Genomic DNA, 21,441 nt, shown 5'->3' with positions numbered 1-21,441 from the left:
ACGGTCCTCAGGCTTTCTTGGGCTTGTAGTTGGCGTCTTCGGCGATGCGGGCCGATTTGCCGCGGCGCGAACGCAGGTAGTACAGCTTGGCGCGACGCACGCGGCCACGGCGCACGACGGTGATGCTGTCGATGTTGGTCGAGTACAGCGGGAACACACGTTCCACGCCTTCACCAAAGGAAATCTTGCGCACGGTGAACGAGCCGGCAATGCCTTCGCCGTTCTTGCGGCCGATGCAGACGCCTTCGTAGTTCTGCACGCGCGAACGCGAGCCTTCGGTCACTTTATAGCCGACACGAATGGTGTCGCCGGCTTTGAAGTCGGGGATGTCTTTCCCCAGGGCGGCAATTTGTTCCGCCTCCAGCTGTGCGATCAGGTCCATCTGATCTTCTCCTTTTTGCCTGCGGTTGATCCGCAAAGGTGTGTGCCGTCCAGAGCTCCAGGTTGTCACCGGGTCCGCATTTGCGCCCGCAGGAGGTAAGTCGCCGTTTCTTGTCGCTGCCCGCCGCAGTCGGTTGCACGGAAACACGTGCCCACGGCAAAACAGGTCCTGGGGCTGATTCCAGTCCCGGACGGGCGGGGTATAGGCCTATTGCCCCTGTGGATCAAGGGGATTGTGCGACGGCAGCCAAAGGTCGAGGAATGGGGTCAACCGGTCCCGGAGCGGGCGCGTGTTGTTCAGGCTGCAGAAGTTCAGCGCCATAGCCTGGAACATGAAAGCCTGCACACCTTCGGCCAACAAGGCGGGATCGGCGTCACGGCGAAATGGCCCCTGGGCGATCCAACTCGCCGCAACCGTAACAAAGCGCTCGAAGGTCGAGGCGATGGGGCCAATTTCTTCGACAACAGCCGCGCCGGAATGGCGCAGGATCACGTCGAACACGTAGCGTTCGCAGGTCATCAGGTCCATGAGCGGCATCAGGGCTGACACGAGGTCCGAAACCGTGGTCGGGGCGGGTTGGGCCGCCAGTCGGTCAAGCTCGGCCTCAATGCGGGCGCCGATCAGCCGGTCCATCAGCGCGTCCTTGTCGCGGAAATGGGCAAAGAAGGTGCCCTTGGCGACGCCGGCGCGGCGCACAACCTCTTCCACGCGCATGGCACCGAAGCCGGTCTCAGAAATGACCTCTTCGGCGGCGTCCACAAGGCGGGCGCGGGTCTTCAGCGTTCGGGGTTGGATTGTATCGGGCATGGTGCTTTCTGACACGATTTATGACCGTGGTCAAATTTGATATTGACCGCGGTCAGTTTTTGCAATCATAAATTGACCGCGGTCAATTTTTGCGACTCACGGAGGCAGACATGTCAGTAAAACGAATCCTCGTCCTGGACGGACACCCGGCCAGCGGATCACTGTCGCGGCAGATGGCCCAGGCCTATGCAAGGGCGGCTGAGGCGTCCGGGCACGAGGTGCGCGTGTTGCACCTATCCGAAATGGATTTCGACCCGGATTACGGATTTGCGGGCTATGCGCAGCACAAACCGCTGGAGCCGGTGTTGGAACAGTTCCTGGCTGATCTTGAGTGGTGCGAGCATTTCGTGCTGGCCACACCGATGTGGTGGGGCGGCCTGCCGGCCAAGCTGAAGGGGCTGTTTGACCGCACCTTCCTACCTGGGCTTACCTTCGATACGCGCGGAAAGGGGTTGCCGAAACCGCTGCTGTCCGGGCGCTCGGCACAGGTGATCCTGACCTCGGACAGCCCATGGTGGTATTTCCGTTTCCTGCTGCACCGCCCGCTTTATTGGCAGATCAAGCGGCAGATCCTGGGCTTCGTCGGGTTCAAACCGGTGCGCGTGGTGCATTTTGCCCAGGCCAGCCACCCGGGCGAGGGGCAAGTGGCACGTTGGCTGGACCGGGTGCGCGCGCTGGCGGCGTAAGGCTCAGGGTTCGACCTTGTCGAATTCGGGCACGAGCGATTGCAGCCCGTCCACCAGCCCCTGGGCCAGCCCTTTCGGCACCTTGTGCTCGATTTCCGAGATCATCAGCGGGCCATAGACTTGCCACATCGCCAGGCGCAGGGCGCGGCCCGCGTCGGTTATGGACAAGATGCGGCCGCGTCGGTCCTCGGGGGCGGGGATCTGGGTGACCAGCCCGTCCTCGACCATGCGCTTGATCGTGCGTGACAGGTTGGCCTGGTCAAACAGGCTCATGCGTTCAAGCTGGTTCTGGCGCAGCCCGTCGGGATACATCTCCAACCCCCAAAGCACGTCATACCAGGCCGCCGGGGGCAGGCCCGCCCGGCGCAGCTCGGTTTCAAAGGTCTGCGTCACCCGTTTGTGGGCGATGTTCAGGAGAACCCAGATGGCTGTTGTGCTCTCTGTCGGTTTTCGGTCCATCTCACATTTCCGTTATGCCCGCCTGGGCGGGGTTTCCTTGGGGTTGCCAATTAGATACATGCGCATGTATCTAATATCCTGCTCATTCCCGGGCACACAATGGCAAAAGGACACGTGCAATGAAACAGCTTCTGCTTGGCACCATGCTGACCCTGACCGCAACCACCGCCAGCGCCGAGATCTACAAGTTCGATCCGGGCCACACGGAAATCCGCTTTTATTACAACCACGCGGGCCTGTCTGAACAGTCGGGCCAGTGGACTGTGATCGGCGGCGAGGTTGATTTCGATCCGGCCAACGTCGAAGCCACCAAGGTCACCGTGACCGTGGACCCGGCCAGTGTCAGCACCGGCGTTGCCGCGCTGGACGAGCATTTGATGAGCGGTGACTTCTTTGACGTGGGCAACTTCCCGGAAATCACCTTTACCTCGACCAGCGCCAGCCAGACCGGTGACAACACCCTGACCCTGGTGGGCGACCTGACCATCAAGGACCAAACCGCCCCGGTCACGCTGAACATGGTGCTGAACCACAACGGGCCGCATCCGCTGGGCGACTTCTTCGACTACTACAAAGGTGAATGGATTGGTGTGGAAGGCACCGCCGACATGCTGCGCTCGGATTATGGTGTTGGCATGTTCGCCCCCGTGACCTCGGATGAGGTGCGCCTGGAAATCTCGGCCGAGCTGCGCGCGGGCGGCTGGGAATAACCTCCATGCGGCTGATGAACAGCACGACAAGTTGGGGGGCGCCTGCGCGCCTCCTGCACTGGGCGGTGGCCGGGGTGATCCTGTTCCTTCTGGGGCTGGGCACCTGGATGACCTACTTCGTCGAGGATGTGCTGGAGCAGTTCCGCTTGGTGCAGATCCACAAGAGCTGGGGCTTCGTCGTCTTCGCCCTGGCCCTGGTGCGTGTGGTCTGGCGGGGGCTGAACCGGCAAACCCCGCATCTGCCCGATCATATGTCACCGCTTGAACGGTTCGCCGCCCATGCAGGCCATCTCGGGCTCTATGCGCTGATGTTCCTGATGCCGATCTCGGGCTGGCTGATGGCCTCGGCCTCGCCTCTGCAGGATCGTTTTGGGGTCGAGAACAAGGTCTTCGACTGGTTTGTCATGTATGACCCGTTCGTGCCCGGCGACGAGAAGCTCGAAGCGCTGTTTGCACAGGTGCATTTCCTAGGCGCGATTGCGCTGGGGCTGCTGTTGCTGGCCCATGCCGGTGCCGCGATCTGGCACCATTCGGTGCAGCGCGACGATGTGCTGAAACGCATGACCTTCGGCAAGTAAGCCCCGGGGATCAGCCCTTGTCCTTGAGGTGCTTATCCCACAGGTCCGGACGGCGCTCGCGGGTGATCTTCTCGCTCATCTCACGGCGCCATTGCTCCACCTTGCCGTGATGGCCCGAAGTCAGCACCTCGGGAATGCCCCGCCCCCGCCATTCAGCCGGTCGGGTGTATTGTGGGTGCTCCAGCAGCCCGTGGGCGAAGCTTTCTTCTTCAATGCTGTCCGAGTTGCCCAGCATGCCGGGGATCAGGCGCACCGTGGCATCCAGCAGGGCCTGGGCGGCGATCTCGCCGCCGGTCAGGACGAAATCGCCTAGGGAGACTTCCTCGACTGCGTATTCTTCCAGCACCCGTTCATCCACCCCCTCGAACCGACCGCAAAGTATCGTCATGCCTTCAGCCGTCGCGAAACGCCGCGCCATCGCCTGGTCGAAGGGCTTGCCGCGCGGCGACATGTAGACCACTGGCCATTTCGCCCGGTCCAGTGGTGTGCCCGCCGAGGCCATGTCCAGCGCATTGCCCAACACATCCGGGCGCAGCACCATGCCCGCGCCACCGCCTGCGGGGGTGTCGTCCACATTGCGATGCTTGCCCTCGCCAAAGCGGCGCAGGTCAATGGGCTCGAGCCCCCAGAGCCCGTCCTTCAACCCCTTGCCGGTCAGGCTTTCGCCCAGAACACCCGGGAAGGCCTGCGGGAAAAGGGTGATCACGCGGGCGGTCCAGACGCCTGCAACCTGGGGCGAGTCCTGCAGCAACTCGCGCGGCTGGAAGGTCGGACGGATGGCCAGGCGGCCATGGGATTTGGGCTTTTTCGGTGTCTCGCTCATGGCGTCTGAATAGCCTGCCTGCGCGGGAGAGAAAAGCGCTCAGCTGGGGGCGGTTTGGCGATGTCGGGTAACAACCGCTTGTTTGGCCGCCTTCAGCGCCTCGGGGTCCAGATCCGACCGGTTCAGTGCCAGCATCTCCTCCAACACCTCGCGGGGCCAGCGGGCGTTCTGCTCTGGCGCGGGCTGAAGCGCGGCGCGGCGTTCCGAAGGTAGGTCGATCAGGTCGATGAGCGGTTCCGCTGGGCCGAGTGGCAGATTGCGTGTGTCTTCCAGCCGCCAGTTGACCACCGGGTGATCCACCGCGCTGCGCAACGTATCGACCACGGCATCGAGATCCCCGGCAGAGGCATATCGGCTGCGAAACGCCTCCAGCTCCAACACCATGCGCGAGGATTTCACATGTTCGGCCCAGGCACTGTCGAGCCAGGCGTCAGGTGCGCGGGTGGACAGGGCGATGGTCAGGTCTATGCCCTGTGGATACTGCTCCTCAAAGACTTCGATGGCGCGAACCATCAGCCCGGGCATGGCAGAGTAATCCGCCACCTCGCGCCGCCCGGGCATGTGACCCGCCAGCTCCTCGGCGCTCATCACCAGCTTGCGGGTTGGCGGCAGGTCCAACTGGGTCAGGAAGGCACTAAGACGGGTTGCAAATTTTTCAAGCGTGAACGGGTCGCGCCAGGTGGAGAACCCCCGTGCGGCATGCAGCAACTCGGGGAATTTGAAGCCCAGCCCTAGCGCCGTTGTCGGCCAGATATGCGGGCCGTTCTGGTGCAGGCAGGTCTGCACCGTGCTGGTGGCGGTCTTGTGAAAGCCCGGGTGCAGGATGATGCGTTGGCGGGTCATGTGCCTTCCTCCAACAAGGCCGCCTTGGCCGCCTTCAAGTCGGGCTTCGACAGGTCCGAGCGGTTCAAGCGCAGAAACTCTGCCTTCAACTCCCGGCTTTGCCCAACATTGCGGCGACGAGCCGGGTGCAGCTCTGCCTGCACCTCTTCGGGCACACCCATCAGGTCGAGCACCGCTTTCGCCGGTCCCGCCGGGTGATCGGCATAATCCTCGATCCGTGCGATGTGATCCGCATCCAATCGCCGCGCCTCATCCTCCAGCGCGCCCAGTCGGTTGAAATGGTGGGAGAAACTGTCGAAGTCCTCCTCCAGCCGGATAGAGCGCAGAAGGTGACCGTGTACCGATCGCAGCCAAGCCTCGCGCGCGCGAGCGGTGAACAGCAGCTCGACCTGTGTGCCGGGGCCGAAACGGCGGAACAGCTCCTTCTTAAGGTCACGCAGCAGGGGCTTGGCGCAGGGAAATCCGGTGATCGGGCGCCCTAGCCAATCGCGGTGACCAGGCATGGCGCCGGTGAAGTTTTCACGAGACAGCACCAGATCGGTGCCGTCCGGAACCGCGGCCAGAAAGCCACGCAGGGCGAGACGAAAGGCTTTCAAACCGCCGGGAAGGGGCGTTTGGGTATACTCGCGCGCCTTGGCACCCGCGCCGTGGAACTCGCCCTGGCCATAATAGGTAAACCAGGGTGCAAGTGCCGCACGGTTCTCGGACAGAAATCCCTGCAGGCTGGTGGTGCCGGTCTTGTAGAACCCGGCATGGACGAGGATGCGAGGCGGGCTCATTCCGCCTCCCTCAACAGGTCACTGATACGGTCGATCATCGCGCGATGGTTGGGCGAGTCGTGCAGCGCCAGGATCTCCTGTTCGAGCGCAGGGTCATATCCGCGACGGCGTCGGCGTGGCGGAGGAAGGAGGTCGACGATGCCCTTCGGATCAAGCCCTGCAGCGTGATAAAGCGGCGTGGGGTTGGGCTCCTCGCCGTCGATCATGGCCCAGGTAACCGGGATCGGGTCAAGCCGCGCGCGGATACGCTCGACCATGCCAATCAGGTCCGCCGCCGCGTGGTAGCGCGCCCAAAACGCGTCGCGTGTCATGGCTATCGCTGCCCCGGTCAGAAGCGTCCAGTGGCAATGGTCCAGAAAGACCTCGGGCGGGCAGAGCGTATAGTGCAGAGCGATGTCGTGTCCCGCTTCGGCCAGGCCTTGAGCCACGCCCTCGATGGCCGGGGGCAGGTGGTCGTAGCCGATCACATCACGCCAGCCGGGCATGCGCCCCGCCAACCCTTTGCCGGTCAGGATCACGGCCCGCGCGTCGCCGATGGCCTCGGCTGTCAAGGCCCGCTCGGCCCAGGAACGGCCACCCCAGACCGGGTCGTAGCGGCTGTTTGCTGTGGCGCTGCGCTCTACGGCGGCTTCCAGCCCAATCATGTAGGCGCGGTGCAGCACCTCCAGCCCGGCAGCGCGCAGCTCGTGATGGTTGTGGTGCACCAAACGGTTCAGAGCGGCCGTGTCCGGGCCATGAAACCCAGAATGCACGACCAAACGGGTCATTCGGGCAGCACCCCGTCGGGCGGGTCGATGATGATGCGTCCGGCGGTCAGGTCCACGGTCGGCACCGCCTCGAGGGTAAAGGGCAGAAGCGCGGTGTTGCGGATGCCCGGGCCTTCGATCTCCAGGAAATCCCCGGCGCCGTGGTTATTCACGGCGGTTACGCGGCCGATTTCGACCCCACCGGTGTCGAAGACCGCAAGGCCAATCAGGTCGGTATGGTAGAACTCGTCATCGGGCAGGGAGGGCAGCGCGTCGCGCGCCACATAGAGGCGCACACCGTTCAGCGCATCGGCCTGTTCCTTGGTCTCCACTCCGTCAATGCGGGCGGAGAAGCCGGTTTTGATCGGGCCGGTCAGCGTGATCTCAAAGCTCCGAGCGCCGTCTTCCGAGGTCAAAGTGCCGTAGTCGGTGATCGCCTCGGGATCGGCGCAGAAGCTTTTCAGGCGCACATCACCGCGCACGCCGAAAGCGCCACCGATGGCGCCCACGCAAATCTTGTCGGATATGGGTTCGGACATGGGTTTCACCCCTTGCTCTGGTCGTTGCGTCTTTGTCCTTGATCCGCGCCGGGCGCGCAAGGGTCAACGTGACTGGATCGGTAGGGCCGCGCGGCGGTCTTCCCAGCCGACATTCACCAGCTCGGGTGTGTCGGACACGGTTTCGGGCCAGCCGACACAGAGATAGGCGACCAATTGCCAGCCTTCGGGCACGTCGAGATCGCGGGTCAGGCGGTCGGGATCGAGGATCGAGACCCAGCCAACCCCCAGCCCTTCGGCACGGGCGGCCAGCCAGAATTGGGTGATCGCGCCCACTACTGAATAGCGGCGGGTTTCAGGCATGGTGGCGGCGCCTAGGCCTGCCCCCTTGGCGGTGGTCTCGTCACAAAAAACGGCCAGTTGAACCGGTGCTTCCTGCATGCCCGACAGTTTCAAGGTACTGTAGATTTGCGCCTTTTCGCCGTCGTAGCCGTCCAGGGCACGGGCGTTTTCGACGCGGTAATTCTCAAGCGCGGCAGCCCGCGCAGCTGCGCTGTCCACACGGATCAGGCGCCAGGGTTCCGACAGGCCCACGGAGGGGGCCAGCGAAAACGTGTCGAGGCAGCGCGCAAGCACTGCCTCGTCCACGGGATCGGTGCGAAAGCGGCGCACATCGCGCCGCCACCGCAACAGGTCCATGAATTCGGACCGGAAATCCGTCGAGAACGCTTTCCGATCCGTCATGGTTCTTATTCCTCGGCCGGAGCTTCAGCGGCTTCGGCAGCAGCCTCGGCGGCTTCGGCAGCCTTGGCCGCTTTCTCTTCAGCGCGCTCTTGGGCTTTCTTGCCGGGCTCGGCTTTCTGCGGGTTCGAACGCTCTTTCTTGGCGATGACGCCCGCGGCTTCCAGGAAGCGGCTCACGCGGTCCGACGGCTGGGCGCCCTGGTCCAGCCAGTACTGCACGCGTTCCATGTCCAGCTTGACGCGCTCTTCCGAATCTTTCGGCAGCAGCGGGTTGTAGGTGCCCAGCTTCTCGATGAAGCGGCCATCGCGCGGCATGCGCGAGTCGGCGGCAACAACGCGGTAGAAGGGACGTTTCTTCGAGCCGCCACGGGCGAGACGAATTTTCATAGCCATGAGTGTTTCTCCTATTTCCTAGCTATTTGAGGGGCTTGTGCCCCGTCATTCTTGGTGTTTCTTGTGGTGCCTGATGACTTCTTCGATGATGAAGTTCAGGAATTTCTTGGCAAATTCCGGGTCCAGGTCGGCCCGGGTTGCCAGGTCTTCGAGCCGTTCGATCTGCGCCGCTTCGCGCGTGGGATCGGACGGGGGAAGGTCGTGTTCAGCCTTGAGTTTCCCCACGGCCTGAGTGTGTTTGAACCGCTCGCCCAGCGTGTAGACCAGGATCGCGTCGAGCCGGTCGATGCTCTCGCGGTGACCCTTCAAGATCTCGGCGGCGCGGGAAACGCTATCGGTGCCGTCGTGGCTCATTGGGCGGCCTCCTTCACTGCTGCGGGCGACAGGTGCCGCCAGATTTCCATCGTCCCGTATTCCGGGTCTTCGTAGCTGCTCTCGTAAGACGCGCCCAGTCGGCGGGCGACGGCCTTCGACGCCTCGTTCGCTGGATCGATCTGTGAGATCGCAGTGTCCCAGCCCAGCACATCATAGGCGTGGGCGCGGGCGACCAAGGCGGCCTCGGTCGCAAAGCCCTTGCCGGTGGCGTGCGGCATCAGGGTCCAGCCGATTTCGCGTTCCTTCCAGCCCAGCGGGAACCACAACCCGACACGGCCCTGATAGGTGCCGGTCGCCTTGTCTTCCAGTGCCCAGAAGCCGAAGCCGCGCAGGGCCCAGTGGCCGATCACCGAAGCCAGCGCGCGCCAGGTGCGGTGGTCGGGCAGGGGGCCGCCGACGAAGCGTGAAGCGTCCGAGGCGAAGAAGTCGTACTCCGCCGCGAAATCCTCTTCGCGCGGGGCGCGCAGGATCAGGCGGTCGGTTTCCAGGGTTGGGATGGTGAAACTGGTTCCGGTCATGCCGTGCCTCCCGATTTGGCAACGTGACGGAACACATCGCAGCCTTCCAGCGGCGATACGGCGTTGGTGTCCAGCGTTGCGCCCAAGGCTTCCGCCAGCTTGCGCGAGGGGATGTTCTTGGGGTCGATATAGCTGACAACGCTGTCCCAACCCAGGTCGGCAAACAGGTGGTTCAGAACCGCCGCAGCGGCCTCGCGCGCCAGGCCCTGACCTTCGAAATCGGGGCTGACCAACAACCAGGACATCTCGGGTTCCGGCAAACCAACGGGGTGATGCGGCCCGGCCATGCCAACCATGGCCATGTCCGATTTGCGATAAGCCGAGAACCAGCCGTAGGGCCGGAACGCCCATTGCCCGGCATAGGAGGCAAGCTTGAGCCAGGCGTCCTTTTCCGTCATCGGGCCACCGTAGAAGGTGGCGTGGTCGGAGCCGAAGAAAGTCATCATCGGCGCAAGATCGTCGGCCGAGGGGCCGCGCAGCATCAGGCGCTCGGTTTCCAGGGTGGGGATGATGAAGGGGGTGCTCACGTGTCGCCCTCCTCATCTACATCCGGGCCCCAATGGCGCAGCACCAGGACCTCGGCGTCCAGCGCGCCTTCGGCCGCCGCATCGCGCGACGCGCCGACTCGTTCAGCCAGGGTGCGCGAGCGGGTGTTGGGCGGGTCGATGTAGGAGACCAGCGCGGGCAGTTCCAACGTGCGGGCATGGTCGCGGGCAGCCCCCGCAGCTTCGGCGGCGTAGCCCTTGCCCTCGGCTTCCTCCAGGAAGAAATAGCCCAGTTCCGGCTCCTGATCGCCCTGTTCCATGCCAATCAGCACGAAGCCCAGGATGGCGCCCTTCGCCTTGTCCGTCACGGTCCACAGCCCGTGGCCGCGCAGGTGCCAGGTGGCGATGACCTGAGTGAAGTCCAACCAGGCCTCACGTCGGTCGAATGGCCCGCCCATATGCACAGCACGTTCCGACATCAGGATCGCGGCATAGGCGTCGAAATCTTCGATCCGTGGGGCACGCAGGGTCAGACGCGCGGTCTCGATCACCGGCAGCAGGGCCTGCAGCTTGGCCGCAAATTCGGCGGCGGGCCCGGTCGAGGGCTGTTCCCAAGGCGCGCGCATCATGCGTAGGCCTCCATGCCGCCCTGAAATTCGTCCGGGTGCGGGTGCCGATAGACCAGGTCTTCGGGGTCGGAGCGTGGTGCCGCAGGGTCTTTCACGGCGCCAAGATGTTCGGCCAAAGCGATTGAGCGTGCATTCTCGGGATGAATATAGCTGACCAACGTGGTCAGGCCGGTATTTTCGAAAGCCCAGTCGCGCGCGGCGCTAGCCGCCTCGAAGGCCAGCCCTTTGCCCTCGAAACCGGGGAGGATACACCAGCCGATCTCGGTCTCCGGGAAGTTGGGGGGCTTGTTGATGCCGATTTGGCCGATGAACTCACCGGTTTCCGTCAGATCAACCGCCCAGGTGCCAAAGCCAAACCACTGCCAGCTTGCCACGTCGGCGCCGAACATGGCCCAGAAGTCATGCTCTGCGAACGGCCCACCCATATACTTGGCCCAATCCGTCGCGAACAGCGCCGCCATCGGCTCGAAATCCTCGAGCCGGTGATGGCGCAGCGTCAGGCGCGCGGTGGTTATGGTGGGCGCGAACGTCACTTACTTCTTCTTCCCAAAACCGGAGAGACCGCCGGGCAGGCCCATGCCACCGCCCAGGCCGGGAAGACCACCGGGCATGCCGCCCGGCATCTTGCCGCCAAGCGCCTTTGCGGCCTCTTCCATCGCCTTGGGATCGTTCATGTCGGGCATGCCACCTGGCATGCCGCCACCCTTGCCGAACATGCCGGACATGGCCTGCTTCAGCATCTTGCCTTTGCCCATCTTGCCCATCTTCTTCATCATGTCCGACATCTGCCGGTGCATTTTCAGAAGCTTGTTGAGGTCGGAAACCTCCATGCCCGCGCCCGCCGCGATGCGTTTCTTGCGGGAGGCTTGCAGCAGGGCCGGGTTGGCGCGCTCGCGCTTGGTCATCGACTGAATGAGTGCGATCTGGCGCTTGAGCACCTTGTCGTCCATGCCCGCGGCTTCGGCCTGTTTGGCCATCTTCTGCATACCAGGCATCATGCCCATGATGCCTTCCATGCCGCCCATCTTGATCATCTGTTCCAGCTGCATCTTCAGGTCGTTCATGTTGAACTGACCCTTCTGGAAGCGCTTCATCATGCGCTCGGCCTGTTCGGCCTCGATGGTTTCCTGCGCCTTTTCGACCAGGGCGACGATGTCGCCCATGCCCAGGATGCGGCCGGCGATGCGATCGGGCTCGAAGGTTTCGAGCGCTTCCATCTTTTCGCCCAGGCCCACGAACTTGATCGGCTTGCCGGTCACGGCGCGCATCGACAGGGCGGCACCGCCGCGTCCGTCGCCATCCATCCGGGTCAGCACCACGCCCGAGATGCCGATCTTGTCGTCGAATTCCTGCGCGACCTCGACGGCGACCTGACCGGTCAACCCGTCGACCACCAGCAGGGTCTCGCGCGGGGTGACGACGTTGCGCACGTCCTCGACTTCGCCCATCAGCACTTCGTCGATGTGCAACCTGCCCGCGGTGTCGAGCATATAGACGTCATAGCCGCCCATGGTCGCCTGCTGCTTGGCGCGTTTGGCGATGTCGACCGGTTTCTGGCCGGGCACGATCTGCAGCGTGTCGACGCCGATCTGGTCACCCAGCACCTTCAGCTGGTCCATGGCCGCCGGGCGGTAGACGTCGAGCGAGGCCATCAGCACCCGCTTGCCTTCCTTTTCCTTCAGGCGCTTGGCCAGTTTCGCAGTGGTGGTGGTCTTACCGCCACCCTGCAGGCCGACCATCAGGATCGGAGCGGGCGGGTTGTCGACCTTCAGCGCGCCGGGTTCGCCTTCGCCGGTCAGCGTGTCGACCAGCGCGTCATGCACGATCTTGACGACTTGCTGGCCCGGGGTGACCGATTTGGTCACGGCCTGGCCGGTGGCCTTGTCCTGCACCTTCTTGATGAATTCGCGCGCGACGGGCAGCGAGACGTCGGCCTCCAGCAGCGCCACGCGCACCTCGCGCAGGGCGGTCTTGACGTCATCCTCGGACAGAGCGCCCTGTTTGGTCAGGCGATCGAAGACGCCGGACAGGCGGTCTGAAAGGCTCTCGAACATGTCTTCGGCTCCTATACCGTTTCGATGACCCCTAGGTAGGGGCGGCGCTGCGTGATCCCAAGCCCGAAACCGGGGGACAAACCATAAGCGCCCCCGTGGGCGCAACGCGCTGACGGGGGGCGATCCTGGTATGCGACTCAGGACCGGAAGCTTTCGCACTTCCGGGTGTTGGCCGGGGACTTACGCGCGCGGGGGCGGGGAGTCAAGCAAAACAGGCTTTTGCGGCCCGGCTCCCACCCTGGCCGACATTGCGCGTGGGGCAGGGGGCGTGGCCTCCCACCCCGCCGGGCCGCAAAAGCCGGTGGGGGTCAGGCACTGCGCAGGCAGGCGCGGATCCATTTGGCGGCGGATCGGTAGTGGCTGGCGCCTGCGCTTTCCGACCAGCGGCCGGGTGTCCAGGCGTTGTTCGCGCCCTTCATCGGACCTGCGTAGAGGTCTTCGTCGCTGTGGGTGGCGTAGAAATCCATCAGCGCAGCGTGGGAGGTGTCCAGGTTGGCCCGTGCTTCGGCCCAGCTGAGCCCGGCGTGGCGTTCACGCAGCATGGCGTTATAGGGTTTGAGCTGGTTCCACTTGTAGCCCTTGGCGGGGAAATGCACCTCGCGCCCGGCTTGGCCGTCTGCATACCAACCCAGGAACAGATGGGTCCAATGGGCGCGGTGGGCGACGGTGTCCTTGATGGTCACGCCGTCATCTAACGGGCGGGTGGCAAGGGCCTCGTCCACCTTGTCCAGCAGGGTCGTGAGCTTGGCCCATTCCTTTTCGGTGATGGCGATGATTTCGGCTTTTGAGGTGGCGGCGGGCATGGGGGCCTCCTTTCGGCGCCATCATGGCCGCTTTGGCCCCGGGTTGCCTTGATCCGGCTCAATCCTCGCGCAAAAGCAGGGCGACCGCTGCCAGGGTCAGCGCGACGCCGCCCAGCACGGCCAGGGGAGGTGCGCCATGGCCCAGGCCCAGTTCCCACAGGATCACCCAGCTGGGGGTGAGGTAGGAATAGGCCATAACCTTGGCCGAGGTAAGGCGCATCGAGGCGAAGGAGAGCAGGTAGAAGCTGATCGCGGTGGAGGCGATGACGAGGTAGCCCAGCGTGACCCAGACGATCGGTTTCAGGGCGCTCAAGTCGGTTGCGATGATCTCTGGCGCGCCAGCGACGCCCAGCACCAGAGTACCCCCCAGCAGCACGCCGAATGTGAAGGCCAGCCCGCTTTCGCCGCGGTTCAGCGCGCGCAGCAGCGGGATGTAGAGCGCATGGGCAATGCAGCCGATGAAATAGATCACCTCGCCACGGCCGATCTGGAACCTAAGCGCGGCCTGAATATCGCCGCGAAAGATCACCCAGAGCGCGCCTGCCGCGCCCACCGCCAAGGCCAGGGCCACGCGCGGACCGGTAACCTGGCGCAGGATCAGCCAACCGAATCCGGCGGTCATGATCGGGGTCAGGGTGAACACTGCCGAGGTCGATACGGGCTTGGCCGTTTTCAACGCCTCGAACATCAGCACGAAGTAGAAGGCAAAAATGCCTCCGGTCAGCAAGTATCTCCAGGGGCTGCGGAAATCGGCGCTGGACAGGCCGGGGCCAACAGCGGCCATGGCGCCGACGACCACGGCACCCAGGGCGAAGCGCATGAACATGAGCGCGATTGGCGCGGCCTCGTTCGCGACCAGACCGCCCAGAGAATGGGACCCCGCGACCAGGGCCGCGAACAGGGCCATGGCCATGTGGCCGGAGAGAGTTTCGCGGGTCAGCGTATGCATATCGAGGTCCAGAAAGGTATCTCGCCCTCATAGCCAGCTTGGGCGCCCCGGTCGAGAGGCGTCTTCGCCCCAGGCTCCCAACCGGGCATGTGTTCCTCGAAGGGGCGCGCGAGGTCGCCCGCCCCGCCCGGGGCGAAGATGCCTGACACATTTGGGTCAGGCCCAGCCCTTGGCCCAGTCCTTCAGATGCGCGAGGAAGGCCTGCACCTTGGCGGTGCGGTGCAGGTCGACATGGGTCACCAGCCAGAGCTGAGAGGCCCATTCCTCGCGTGGGGGCAGCACCTCGATCAGCCCCTCGGCCTGATCCGTGGGCATCCACCCAAGGGCGGCCCCGGCGCGCACGGCCTCGCTCCACGACCGGTCATCGGTGGCGCGGAAGGTGATCCGCTCGTTCGGCACATGTTCCTCGAGCCAGCGCATGAAGGGCGCGCGGCCGCTGCCCTCGTCCAGCCCTACAAAGTCGTGCTGATCCAAGGTGTCTTCAGTTGGCATTCCCCGGCGCTCGACATAGCAGGGCGCGGCGTAGAGCGCGGTTTCGATCCGGTGAAAGTGCTGGGCGACATTGTCGGGTTCCTGCGGCGCGCCGCCAGCCCGGATCGCCACGTGGGCCTCGCCGTACTCCAGCCGGAACAGGCGCTGACCGGTCAGGAAACGTACCCGTAGCCCGGGGTGGGTCTGCTGGAACGCTGCCACGGCCGGCACCACGAGATAAGAGAACACTGCCAACGTGGTTACCACCAGTTCGCCCGAAATGGTCTCTCCCTGGCCTTGCAATCGCGCGCCCAACTGGCTGAACTGATCCTCGGTGGTTTGGCCGACACGCGCAAGGTCGGCCCCGGCCTCGGTCGGCGTGTAGCCGCGGGCGTGGCGCTGGAACAGCTTGACGCCCAACCGGGCCTCCAGCGCGTCGATGTGGCGGATCACCGTGGCGTGGTGCACGCCCAGTTCAGCCGCCGCGCCGCTGACCGTGCCGTGTTTGGCCACCTGATAGGCGGTGCGGATTTCATCCCAATGGTCCATGGATCTCTCTCTGTGCGAAAATGAACAGCTGATGTGAAATCTCTCAGATTGAGTTCGTCAGCGCAAGGTTCGATCTTCCAGTCAACGCAACACCACAAGGACCGACACCATGACTTCCATTCTGCGCATCGACGCTTCCGCCCGCAAGCAAGGCTCGGCCACTCGCCACCTGACCGACCAGTTGACCGCTCGCCTGGGTGGCGAGGTCACCACCCGCGATTTGGCCAATGAGAACATGCCGCATCTGACCGAAGACTGGGTCAGCGGCACCTTTACCCCGCCCGAGGCCCGTACCGAAGCCCAGAACCAGGCGCTGGCCTTCTCGGATGAGCTGGTGGCCGAATTGCAGGCGGCTGATCTGCTTGTGATCTCGACCCCGGTTTATAACTTCGGCGTGCCTTCGGCGCTAAAAGCTTGGGTGGACCAGGTGGCCCGCGCCGGCGTGACCTTCCAATACGGTGAAAACGGCCCGGAAGGCTTGGTGACTGGCAAACGGGCCGTGATCGTCGCGGCCTCCGGTGGCACGCCGGCCGGTGCACCGCATGACTTCGCCGTCTCCTACCTGAAACAGGTGCTGGGGTTCCTGGGGATCACCGAGGTCGAGGTCGTCGACGCCGCGGGCGTCGCTGTGGATGCCGAGGCGACGATGAAAGCCGCCGAAGAGGCCGTGGCCGCCACCGCCGCTACCCTGCTGGCCCGCGCGGCCTGACCCGAGAGTCCACAAAGCCGGAATGCCAACGACACCGCCCTGCCTTGGGGCGGTGTATTCGTTGGGCCCTGCTGCGTCAGCTGACCAGCATCTTCAGCCCTTGGGTCACATCCGTGCGCACTGCCAGACGTAGGGCCGGCTCGTCCCCGGCGGACAGGGCGGTCAGGATCATGCGATGATGCTTCTGCAAGTCTGAACGATTGCGACGGGCATAAAGCGCGCGCATGGTTGGCCCTAGCTGCAGCCAGACCGTTTCGAGCATGGCCAGCATGGCCGGGGCCTGGGCGCGCAAATAGAGGGTGCGGTGAAACTCCAGATTGGTGCGCAGATACCCCACCGCATCCTGTTTCGCGACGAATTCCGACACCCGCGCGTTGATCGCGCGCAGGCGGTCGATCAGAGCCAGGTGGGCACGCGGCAGGGCGCGGGCGGCGAGTTCCGGCTCCAACAGGGCGCGGATCGCGGCCAGTTCTTCGATCCTGTCGTTGGACAGGTCCGGGGCGGTGACGCGACCGGAACTCGACATGGTCAGCGCGCCTTCGGCCGCCAGTCGGCGCACGGCCTCGCGCGCAGGCGTCATCGAGACGCCGTATTCCTTGCCGATTCCGCGCAGGGTCAGTGCCTGGCCTGGGTCCATCTCACCATGCATGATACGTGTGCGCAGGGCACGATAGACAGTGTCATGAGCCGATCCGGCCTCGCCTGAGAAACGTGTTGGGTTTGCCATGGGGTATTTGTGATCACAAATACCCCGCGCGTCAATCGCGGAAACGGTAACGGTGCAATTCTGCGCCATGTTCGCGCAGCCAGGCGCGGTGCGGCGCGTAGTCGGGGCAAATCCGTTCAACCTGCGCCCAGAAAGCTGGAGAATGGTCCATGTGAACCAGATGTGCGACCTCATGGGCGGCTACGTAATCCAGGACCGCTGGCGGCGCCATGATCAGACGCCAGCTGTACATCAAGCCGCCGCGGGAGGAACACGATCCCCACCGTGAGCGCGTATCGCGCAGGGTCAAGCCGGTATAACTGCGCCCGACCTGGGCCGCATAACGGTCCGAGGCCACCGCCAGCCGATCCCGCGCCAGGGCCTTGAACAAGGCCGCCAGCCGTGCGCCGGTTTTCTCAGGCGCAGAGAGAGGCAGGTGGATTTCCTCCCCCGCCAGCTTGGCCGAACGACCGCCCGCCGCCACCAGCGACACTTCGCGCCCCTCGAACAGCACCGTGCCGCCGGGCTGCGGGCGCAGATCCACGGGCCGATCCGCCAGGTGCCCGCGAATCCAGTCGGCGCGTTCCTGGGCAAAGCGCACAGCCTCGCGCCGCGAGGCCCCGCGCGGCACGCTCATTGTCACCCGGCCATCCAGCCGCGACACCCGCAAGGACAGGCGCCGTGCGCGGGGTGAGGGTTTCAAAACCACCTCCACCTCTGGCTCGCCTGCCAACACAAAGACTTCTGCCGCGCGCATTGCGCCCCCGTTATCCGCCTGTTTATACCTGTCTGGCAAAAGCCTTTGACAGTCTGGTCCCGTTGTGGCAACTGGCCTCAGATTTCGCAAGAGACACTGAACACGGAAAGGGGCCAAGCATGCCCAAGGAAGAATGGGGCGTCAAACGCGTCTGCCCGACCACCGGCAAGCGTTTCTATGACCTGAACGCCAACCCGGTTGTCAGCCCGTACACCGGCGAAGTGGTGAACGTGGACTCCGGCAAGGCGACCCGCACCATGGTCGCTGACAAGGCCGACCAGGCCGCAATGAAGGACGACCTGGTGGATGACGCTGACGCGGTCCTGGAAGATGATGACGATTCCAGCGATATGGATCTGGGCGATGATGTCCTGGATGACGACGACGACGACAACGTTTCGTTGGACGAAATTGCTGATGTCGCCACCGAGGATGACGAAGGCTAAAAATTCCGGCTGGGGGGATTTTTTACTTGAACCCCCCCATCCCTTCGCCTAGATACGCCGGGCAGACGCGATCCGCGTCGCACAGAATGGGGCCTTAGCTCAGTTGGGAGAGCGCTTGCATGGCATGCAAGAGGTCAGGGGTTCGACTCCCCTAGGCTCCACCACCCATCCCGATTAGAATTCTCTGTTCAGGTGCACCGGTAAGTGCCGCGTGAATGTCGTTCGTATGGACGAAAAAGACATGCGGCGGGCTTGCGTTTTTCCGCTTGCACCGCTCCCGGCCTTCGCCTAGATACGCCGGGCAGACGCGATCCGCGTCGCGCAGAATGGGGCCTTAGCTCAGTTGGGAGAGCGCTTGCATGGCATGCAAGAGGTCAGGGGTTCGACTCCCCTAGGCTCCACCAAATCTCCCTTGATTAACTCAGCATAGCCCTTCCACTAGTCTGGCATAGTTCTTCCTACTGCTGGCGTTGTGAAGCCGCGCAGAGTTTAAAACCCAGTCTCAGACAAAACAGGGCCAGCCCCCGTGGAAGACGTTTGGAAGTAGAGCTTAGGGGACAAGCCGCCATTCCCAAGAAGGGCTTGGGGTGTCGAAGACGGGCGGAAACTCTTTGGATCCGCGACATTTGATTCCAGAATGAAGCAGGTACGAGGAGTGGGCCAATAAACAATGATCGAAACCAAAACGAACAACAACTGGGGAAAAGTGCTCACCCAGACATTCATGAGATCAATGATTGGCTGCTATATGGGCCCAAGAACTCCAGGATCGAGGAATTAGTTCGAGCCCTGACATTGGAGGCGGGCATGCGGCTGTCCGAAGTAGAAGGGCTCATGGAACTAGCCCTCACAGACAAGCTACAGGAGTTCAAACCTCAAGGTCAGTAGGATGATGGGGCCTCACCCGAAATTTACCGCTACTCCGACATGCTTCAACTGATACTTGGAGGGGAGGACCAGTTCACTTCATTCGGGAGAACTAGATCAGGAGCGGATGAATCATCCCACGTGTGTGGTAGTCTCCATCCGCTCCGTCTAGGTAGCATACGACTGAACGTACTTTTCGCCAAAAAAAGTGGGGCTTTTGTGTTCCGCTTTCACGGAAAAGGCGTCAACCTGCGGCTGCCGCCAGGCTGACCAAGACGCTGATGCCACGTCTGAGCTCGCATTGCCGACATTCGGCGCGTGTGTGATATTTAGCGCAGGGTGAACTCAAGCAACACGGACACCTCCCACAAATCGGGTGGTAATGATCAATTACGCTGTCCATAAACTGGGTTGCGAACTTCCTGGCTAACGATTGCAGCTATTTGTCATCACTGAGCGTCCCCAACTGAACTGGTCCACCGCTATGTTTAGGAAACGGAGGACCAAGAATGGCAAACAAGCGACCGAAGCCCGAAGAGATTGTCTCGAAGTTACGGCAGGTTGAGGTGCTGATGGGGCAAGGCATGCCCCGTCTGGACGCGATCAGGCAGATCGGCGTTGTTGAACAGACCTACTACCGGTGGCGCAAGCAATACGGCGGAATGCGTTGCCGGCAGGTGATTGCGGAGCAATCTGCCGAGAGGGGTGTGGATCAATTGAAGGAACTGAAGCGGCTTCAGAAGGAGAATGATCGACTGAGGCGGGCTGTGTCGGATCTGACCTTGGACAAGCTGATCCTGAAGGAAGCTGCGAAGGGAGTGAGGGGCGTCCCGGAAACGGTCATCAGACCGTTTCAGCCCTGAACGGGCGGAGCCCCTAAGCCCCGCTCGTCGTCGCGCTTGTATCAATCATGTATGCGGCCAGTTCAAAGTGTCTGAACGCCGAGCTTGCCGGGTACTGGGGCAACATCGTTCGACGCAGAGGCATGCCCCGAGAGGCCGAGCCGATGAGGATCGGTTGGTGGCCGACATGATTGAGTTGGCCAGGCAGTATGGTCGATACGGCTATCGTCGGGTCGCGGCCTTGCTCAGAGAGGCAGGCTGGCCCCCTCTCGGCAGCATGCTGCGCATGCGCCTGCCGGGCAATGGGTTAGTGATGGTCGTGTCGAACGGCTATGGCGGCGAGAGGGGCTGAAGGTTCCACTAAAACAACCAAAGAAAGGGCGGCTCTGGCTGAATGACGGATCATGCATCCGGCTCCGGCCGGAGCACCGCAACCACGTCTGGTCCTATGATTTCGTTCACTGCCGGACAGATGACGGCAAGGTCTTCCGGACGCTGAACATCATTGATGAGCACAGCCGCGAATGTCTGGCGATTAAGGTGGAGCGCAAACTGAACTCGACAGATGTGATTGACGCTTTGACCGACCTGTTCATCCTACGTGGCCCTCCAGCCTTCATACGTTCCGACAATGGCCCCGAGTTTGTTGCACAAGCGGTTCGGGATTGGATCGCAGCCGTCGGCTCTCAAACTGCCTACATCGAACCGGGAAGCCCATGGGAGAACGGATATTGTGAAAGCTTCAATGGCCGGTTCCGGGACGAACTGCTCAACGGGGAGATCTTCTATACCCTGCATGAAGCCCAGATCCTGATCGAAGAATGGAGGAAACACTACAACACAAAACGACCTCACAGTGCATTGGGCTATCGCCCACCGGCACCCGAAACCATCATCCCGATGGAACACAGGCCGATCATGCACTAACTATCAACCTGGACCAGTCAGATGGGGCGGCTCAGGAAACAGGATATCAAGTTCCTGCGCCAGGCCAAATACCTGGTGGAACAGGGCTATTCCGTCTTGATGTATGACATGCGCGGACACGGCGAAAGCTTCCCTGAGATTTGCTGAAGCAGAGCAACCCTACGGATATCGGGAAGCGCATCCTTCATGCGGCGAGTTACCAGTTTGGACTGGTCATCAAGCTTGCTCTATTTGCGATTGAAGAGGCCCTCTACTTCGCCGACACGACTTTGGAGGAACGCCATTTCGCGGTTGCGTTCAAGAATTGGAAGGGGTGCGCAGAGGCTTTCAACCCGTTTTTGGTCAACGACTTCCTTCAGATCGACACTCAGAAGATGTTCACTTCCGAGGAGCTGGTTTGATGCTGAAGATCAGATCCCTTCCTTTGACTGTCGAGTATCACACCGGGGAGTCGGCAACCTCGGTTGCTGCGCGCCTGGCAAGGCGTAATGGTGCACCGCGGCTGATAACCTTCTGCTCTGACATTGGTCTCGACTACTTTGCACTGGCGAATGGTGAAGAGATCGAGGTGAGACGCCTGGCTGCGTTTGCTGGCGTGGATCACGATGAGCTGGTGAAGAACACGCCGAGCGTTGTTCGCAAGGACTGGTTCAGATTGGGGGAGGCCGAGATCAAGTTTTCGGCCTTTCAACGTACCCGACCAAGGGTTTGCCCGATTTGCATCGAGGGTTGTGTGGCGGAGACCGAAAGCGCTCGGCACATCAACCGGGATCAGCCCAACTTATTGCTGCACGTGTTTGTAGCAGACACCGCTGTGTTCTGCAGGAGTTGCCAAGGCCAGCCTCGAACAAAGATCATTTTGACATCGCGAACCTGGCCATAGGCTTCACGCCTGGCAAGCCGGAGTT

29 protein-coding genes, 2 tRNA genes and 1 pseudogene are annotated in these 21,441 nt (G+C 62.8%); 11 read left to right on the top strand and 21 right to left on the bottom strand.

What is annotated here, in order from left to right; translation table 11 throughout:
• Positions 1-7: 7 nt before the first annotated feature.
• Positions 8-382 carry a 50S ribosomal protein L19 gene (gene rplS / locus ACO07D_RS02085; RefSeq protein WP_421701278.1) on the bottom strand — a complete coding sequence of 125 codons (375 nt, stop codon included), beginning with the start codon at positions 380-382 and terminating at the stop codon, positions 8-10.
• A 207-nt stretch (positions 383-589) separates the two neighbouring features.
• Entirely contained in the window at positions 590-1,189 is a 600-nt protein-coding gene (locus ACO07D_RS02080; RefSeq protein WP_421701277.1) for a TetR/AcrR family transcriptional regulator, read from the bottom strand.
• Between the two features lie 110 nt (positions 1,190-1,299).
• Here ACO07D_RS02080 and ACO07D_RS02075 point away from each other — a divergent pair, with 110 nt between their 5' ends.
• Positions 1,300-1,875, top strand: a complete 576-nt coding sequence (locus tag ACO07D_RS02075) for an NAD(P)H-dependent oxidoreductase (RefSeq protein ID WP_421701276.1) — start codon at positions 1,300-1,302, stop codon at positions 1,873-1,875.
• Positions 1,876-1,878: 3 nt separating this feature from the next.
• On the opposite strand, the gene ACO07D_RS02070 is transcribed toward ACO07D_RS02075, so the two are convergent.
• Positions 1,879-2,334: a MarR family winged helix-turn-helix transcriptional regulator gene (locus tag ACO07D_RS02070; protein WP_421701275.1), complete on the bottom strand. Its 456-nt coding sequence runs from the start codon at positions 2,332-2,334 to the stop codon at positions 1,879-1,881.
• 119 nt (positions 2,335-2,453) lie between these two features.
• Between ACO07D_RS02070 and ACO07D_RS02065 the strand changes: the two genes are divergently transcribed.
• Positions 2,454-3,044, top strand: a complete 591-nt coding sequence (locus ACO07D_RS02065; protein WP_421701274.1) for a YceI family protein — start codon at positions 2,454-2,456, stop codon at positions 3,042-3,044.
• Between the two features lie 5 nt (positions 3,045-3,049).
• Positions 3,050-3,622, top strand: coding sequence for a cytochrome b (locus tag ACO07D_RS02060; protein WP_421701273.1), 573 nt, complete (start codon positions 3,050-3,052; stop codon positions 3,620-3,622).
• 10 nt (positions 3,623-3,632) lie between these two features.
• On the opposite strand, the gene trmD is transcribed toward ACO07D_RS02060, so the two are convergent.
• From trmD to ACO07D_RS01980, 16 genes are all read right to left on the bottom strand, one after another.
• Complete coding sequence (gene trmD / locus ACO07D_RS02055) at positions 3,633-4,445, bottom strand: tRNA (guanosine(37)-N1)-methyltransferase TrmD (protein WP_421701272.1); 813 nt, start codon at positions 4,443-4,445, stop codon at positions 3,633-3,635.
• Positions 4,446-4,484: 39 nt separating this feature from the next.
• Positions 4,485-5,288 (bottom strand): hypothetical protein, encoded by an 804-nt coding sequence (locus ACO07D_RS02050; RefSeq protein ID WP_421701271.1) that lies wholly within the window; start codon positions 5,286-5,288, stop codon positions 4,485-4,487.
• On the bottom strand, positions 5,285-6,067 hold the full coding sequence (locus ACO07D_RS02045; protein WP_421701270.1) for a hypothetical protein: 783 nt from the start codon (positions 6,065-6,067) through the stop codon (positions 5,285-5,287). Before ACO07D_RS02045 ends, ACO07D_RS02050 begins: the two co-directional genes overlap by 4 nt.
• The gene (locus ACO07D_RS02040; RefSeq protein ID WP_421701269.1) at positions 6,064-6,834 is read right to left on the bottom strand and encodes a hypothetical protein; all 771 of its coding nucleotides are present in this window, start codon (positions 6,832-6,834) and stop codon (positions 6,064-6,066) included. Before ACO07D_RS02040 ends, ACO07D_RS02045 begins: the two co-directional genes overlap by 4 nt.
• Positions 6,831-7,352 (bottom strand): ribosome maturation factor RimM, encoded by a 522-nt coding sequence (gene rimM / locus ACO07D_RS02035; protein ID WP_421701268.1) that lies wholly within the window; start codon positions 7,350-7,352, stop codon positions 6,831-6,833. The genes ACO07D_RS02040 and rimM overlap by 4 nt, the downstream gene beginning before the upstream one ends.
• Positions 7,353-7,415: 63 nt before the next feature.
• Positions 7,416-8,054 carry a 5,6-dimethylbenzimidazole synthase gene (gene bluB, locus ACO07D_RS02030; protein WP_421701267.1) on the bottom strand — a complete coding sequence of 213 codons (639 nt, stop codon included), beginning with the start codon at positions 8,052-8,054 and terminating at the stop codon, positions 7,416-7,418.
• Between the two features lie 5 nt (positions 8,055-8,059).
• Complete coding sequence (gene rpsP, locus ACO07D_RS02025) at positions 8,060-8,446, bottom strand: 30S ribosomal protein S16 (protein WP_421701266.1); 387 nt, start codon at positions 8,444-8,446, stop codon at positions 8,060-8,062.
• 45 nt (positions 8,447-8,491) lie between these two features.
• Positions 8,492-8,800, bottom strand: coding sequence for a chorismate mutase (locus ACO07D_RS02020; protein WP_421701265.1), 309 nt, complete (start codon positions 8,798-8,800; stop codon positions 8,492-8,494).
• Complete coding sequence (locus tag ACO07D_RS02015; RefSeq protein WP_421701264.1) at positions 8,797-9,339, bottom strand: GNAT family N-acetyltransferase; 543 nt, start codon at positions 9,337-9,339, stop codon at positions 8,797-8,799. Before ACO07D_RS02015 ends, ACO07D_RS02020 begins: the two co-directional genes overlap by 4 nt.
• Positions 9,336-9,866: a GNAT family N-acetyltransferase gene (locus tag ACO07D_RS02010; protein ID WP_421701263.1), complete on the bottom strand. Its 531-nt coding sequence runs from the start codon at positions 9,864-9,866 to the stop codon at positions 9,336-9,338. The genes ACO07D_RS02015 and ACO07D_RS02010 overlap by 4 nt, the downstream gene beginning before the upstream one ends.
• Positions 9,863-10,453 (bottom strand): GNAT family N-acetyltransferase, encoded by a 591-nt coding sequence (locus ACO07D_RS02005; RefSeq protein WP_421701262.1) that lies wholly within the window; start codon positions 10,451-10,453, stop codon positions 9,863-9,865. Before ACO07D_RS02005 ends, ACO07D_RS02010 begins: the two co-directional genes overlap by 4 nt.
• Entirely contained in the window at positions 10,450-10,986 is a 537-nt protein-coding gene (locus tag ACO07D_RS02000) for a GNAT family N-acetyltransferase (protein ID WP_421701261.1), read from the bottom strand. The genes ACO07D_RS02005 and ACO07D_RS02000 overlap by 4 nt, the downstream gene beginning before the upstream one ends.
• Positions 10,987-12,507, bottom strand: a complete 1,521-nt coding sequence (gene ffh, locus ACO07D_RS01995) for a signal recognition particle protein (RefSeq protein ID WP_421701260.1) — start codon at positions 12,505-12,507, stop codon at positions 10,987-10,989.
• Between the two features lie 308 nt (positions 12,508-12,815).
• Positions 12,816-13,310, bottom strand: coding sequence for a ClbS/DfsB family four-helix bundle protein (locus ACO07D_RS01990; protein WP_421701259.1), 495 nt, complete (start codon positions 13,308-13,310; stop codon positions 12,816-12,818).
• Positions 13,311-13,368: 58 nt separating this feature from the next.
• Positions 13,369-14,259, bottom strand: coding sequence for a DMT family transporter (locus tag ACO07D_RS01985; protein WP_421701258.1), 891 nt, complete (start codon positions 14,257-14,259; stop codon positions 13,369-13,371).
• A gap of 156 nt (positions 14,260-14,415) precedes the next feature.
• The gene (locus tag ACO07D_RS01980; RefSeq protein WP_421701257.1) at positions 14,416-15,279 is read right to left on the bottom strand and encodes a LysR family transcriptional regulator; all 864 of its coding nucleotides are present in this window, start codon (positions 15,277-15,279) and stop codon (positions 14,416-14,418) included.
• A gap of 109 nt (positions 15,280-15,388) precedes the next feature.
• Here ACO07D_RS01980 and ACO07D_RS01975 point away from each other — a divergent pair, with 109 nt between their 5' ends.
• Positions 15,389-15,988: an FMN-dependent NADH-azoreductase gene (locus tag ACO07D_RS01975; protein WP_421701256.1), complete on the top strand. Its 600-nt coding sequence runs from the start codon at positions 15,389-15,391 to the stop codon at positions 15,986-15,988.
• Between the two features lie 76 nt (positions 15,989-16,064).
• Here the strand turns inward: ACO07D_RS01975 and ACO07D_RS01970 are convergent, their stop codons facing one another.
• A complete protein-coding gene (locus ACO07D_RS01970) occupies positions 16,065-16,715 on the bottom strand; it encodes a GntR family transcriptional regulator (protein ID WP_421701255.1) in 651 nt (216 codons plus the stop codon).
• Positions 16,716-16,746: 31 nt separating this feature from the next.
• Positions 16,747-17,451: a M48 family metallopeptidase gene (locus tag ACO07D_RS01965; RefSeq protein ID WP_421701254.1), complete on the bottom strand. Its 705-nt coding sequence runs from the start codon at positions 17,449-17,451 to the stop codon at positions 16,747-16,749.
• 119 nt (positions 17,452-17,570) lie between these two features.
• Between ACO07D_RS01965 and ACO07D_RS01960 the strand changes: the two genes are divergently transcribed.
• The 7 genes and pseudogenes from ACO07D_RS01960 (at position 17,571) to ACO07D_RS01930 (ending at position 21,416) form a co-directional block, all read left to right on the top strand.
• A complete protein-coding gene (locus ACO07D_RS01960; protein ID WP_421701253.1) occupies positions 17,571-17,897 on the top strand; it encodes a TIGR02300 family protein in 327 nt (108 codons plus the stop codon).
• Between the two features lie 88 nt (positions 17,898-17,985).
• Positions 17,986-18,061 (top strand) — tRNA-Ala (locus tag ACO07D_RS01955).
• 164 nt (positions 18,062-18,225) lie between these two features.
• Positions 18,226-18,301: transfer RNA gene (locus ACO07D_RS01950), tRNA-Ala, on the top strand.
• Positions 18,302-19,273: 972 nt separating this feature from the next.
• A pseudogene (locus ACO07D_RS01945) lies at positions 19,274-20,533 on the top strand (IS3 family transposase).
• Positions 20,534-20,554: 21 nt separating this feature from the next.
• Positions 20,555-20,680: a hypothetical protein gene (locus ACO07D_RS01940; RefSeq protein ID WP_421701252.1), complete on the top strand. Its 126-nt coding sequence runs from the start codon at positions 20,555-20,557 to the stop codon at positions 20,678-20,680.
• Complete coding sequence (locus ACO07D_RS01935) at positions 20,674-20,934, top strand: hypothetical protein (protein WP_421701251.1); 261 nt, start codon at positions 20,674-20,676, stop codon at positions 20,932-20,934. The genes ACO07D_RS01940 and ACO07D_RS01935 overlap by 7 nt, the downstream gene beginning before the upstream one ends.
• On the top strand, positions 20,934-21,416 hold the full coding sequence (locus tag ACO07D_RS01930) for a TniQ family protein (RefSeq protein WP_421701250.1): 483 nt from the start codon (positions 20,934-20,936) through the stop codon (positions 21,414-21,416). The genes ACO07D_RS01935 and ACO07D_RS01930 overlap by 1 nt, the downstream gene beginning before the upstream one ends.
• Positions 21,417-21,441: the final 25 nt, after the last annotated feature.

It is taken from the genome of Aliiroseovarius sp., from assembly GCF_965228805.1.
Taxonomy (GTDB): Bacteria; Pseudomonadota; Alphaproteobacteria; order Rhodobacterales; family Rhodobacteraceae; genus JASBTN01.
This window is presented reverse-complemented; position numbering and strand designations above follow the sequence as displayed.

Coding starts and splice junctions, on each gene's coding strand:
- rplS (WP_421701278.1), bottom strand. CDS start 382: ATGGACCTGATCGCACAGCTGGAGGCGGAACAAATTGCCGCCCTGGGG.
- ACO07D_RS02080 (WP_421701277.1), bottom strand. CDS start 1,189: ATGCCCGATACAATCCAACCCCGAACGCTGAAGACCCGCGCCCGCCTT.
- ACO07D_RS02075 (WP_421701276.1), top strand. CDS start 1,300: ATGTCAGTAAAACGAATCCTCGTCCTGGACGGACACCCGGCCAGCGGA.
- ACO07D_RS02070 (WP_421701275.1), bottom strand. CDS start 2,334: ATGGACCGAAAACCGACAGAGAGCACAACAGCCATCTGGGTTCTCCTG.
- ACO07D_RS02065 (WP_421701274.1), top strand. CDS start 2,454: ATGAAACAGCTTCTGCTTGGCACCATGCTGACCCTGACCGCAACCACC.
- ACO07D_RS02060 (WP_421701273.1), top strand. CDS start 3,050: ATGCGGCTGATGAACAGCACGACAAGTTGGGGGGCGCCTGCGCGCCTC.
- trmD (WP_421701272.1), bottom strand. CDS start 4,445: ATGAGCGAGACACCGAAAAAGCCCAAATCCCATGGCCGCCTGGCCATC.
- ACO07D_RS02050 (WP_421701271.1), bottom strand. CDS start 5,288: ATGACCCGCCAACGCATCATCCTGCACCCGGGCTTTCACAAGACCGCC.
- ACO07D_RS02045 (WP_421701270.1), bottom strand. CDS start 6,067: ATGAGCCCGCCTCGCATCCTCGTCCATGCCGGGTTCTACAAGACCGGC.
- ACO07D_RS02040 (WP_421701269.1), bottom strand. CDS start 6,834: ATGACCCGTTTGGTCGTGCATTCTGGGTTTCATGGCCCGGACACGGCC.
- rimM (WP_421701268.1), bottom strand. CDS start 7,352: ATGTCCGAACCCATATCCGACAAGATTTGCGTGGGCGCCATCGGTGGC.
- bluB (WP_421701267.1), bottom strand. CDS start 8,054: ATGACGGATCGGAAAGCGTTCTCGACGGATTTCCGGTCCGAATTCATG.
- rpsP (WP_421701266.1), bottom strand. CDS start 8,446: ATGGCTATGAAAATTCGTCTCGCCCGTGGCGGCTCGAAGAAACGTCCC.
- ACO07D_RS02020 (WP_421701265.1), bottom strand. CDS start 8,800: ATGAGCCACGACGGCACCGATAGCGTTTCCCGCGCCGCCGAGATCTTG.
- ACO07D_RS02015 (WP_421701264.1), bottom strand. CDS start 9,339: ATGACCGGAACCAGTTTCACCATCCCAACCCTGGAAACCGACCGCCTG.
- ACO07D_RS02005 (WP_421701262.1), bottom strand. CDS start 10,453: ATGATGCGCGCGCCTTGGGAACAGCCCTCGACCGGGCCCGCCGCCGAA.
- ffh (WP_421701260.1), bottom strand. CDS start 12,507: ATGTTCGAGAGCCTTTCAGACCGCCTGTCCGGCGTCTTCGATCGCCTG.
- ACO07D_RS01990 (WP_421701259.1), bottom strand. CDS start 13,310: ATGCCCGCCGCCACCTCAAAAGCCGAAATCATCGCCATCACCGAAAAG.
- ACO07D_RS01985 (WP_421701258.1), bottom strand. CDS start 14,259: ATGCATACGCTGACCCGCGAAACTCTCTCCGGCCACATGGCCATGGCC.
- ACO07D_RS01980 (WP_421701257.1), bottom strand. CDS start 15,279: ATGGACCATTGGGATGAAATCCGCACCGCCTATCAGGTGGCCAAACAC.
- ACO07D_RS01975 (WP_421701256.1), top strand. CDS start 15,389: ATGACTTCCATTCTGCGCATCGACGCTTCCGCCCGCAAGCAAGGCTCG.
- ACO07D_RS01970 (WP_421701255.1), bottom strand. CDS start 16,715: ATGGCAAACCCAACACGTTTCTCAGGCGAGGCCGGATCGGCTCATGAC.
- ACO07D_RS01965 (WP_421701254.1), bottom strand. CDS start 17,451: ATGCGCGCGGCAGAAGTCTTTGTGTTGGCAGGCGAGCCAGAGGTGGAG.
- ACO07D_RS01960 (WP_421701253.1), top strand. CDS start 17,571: ATGCCCAAGGAAGAATGGGGCGTCAAACGCGTCTGCCCGACCACCGGC.
- ACO07D_RS01940 (WP_421701252.1), top strand. CDS start 20,555: ATGGGGCGGCTCAGGAAACAGGATATCAAGTTCCTGCGCCAGGCCAAA.
- ACO07D_RS01930 (WP_421701250.1), top strand. CDS start 20,934: ATGCTGAAGATCAGATCCCTTCCTTTGACTGTCGAGTATCACACCGGG.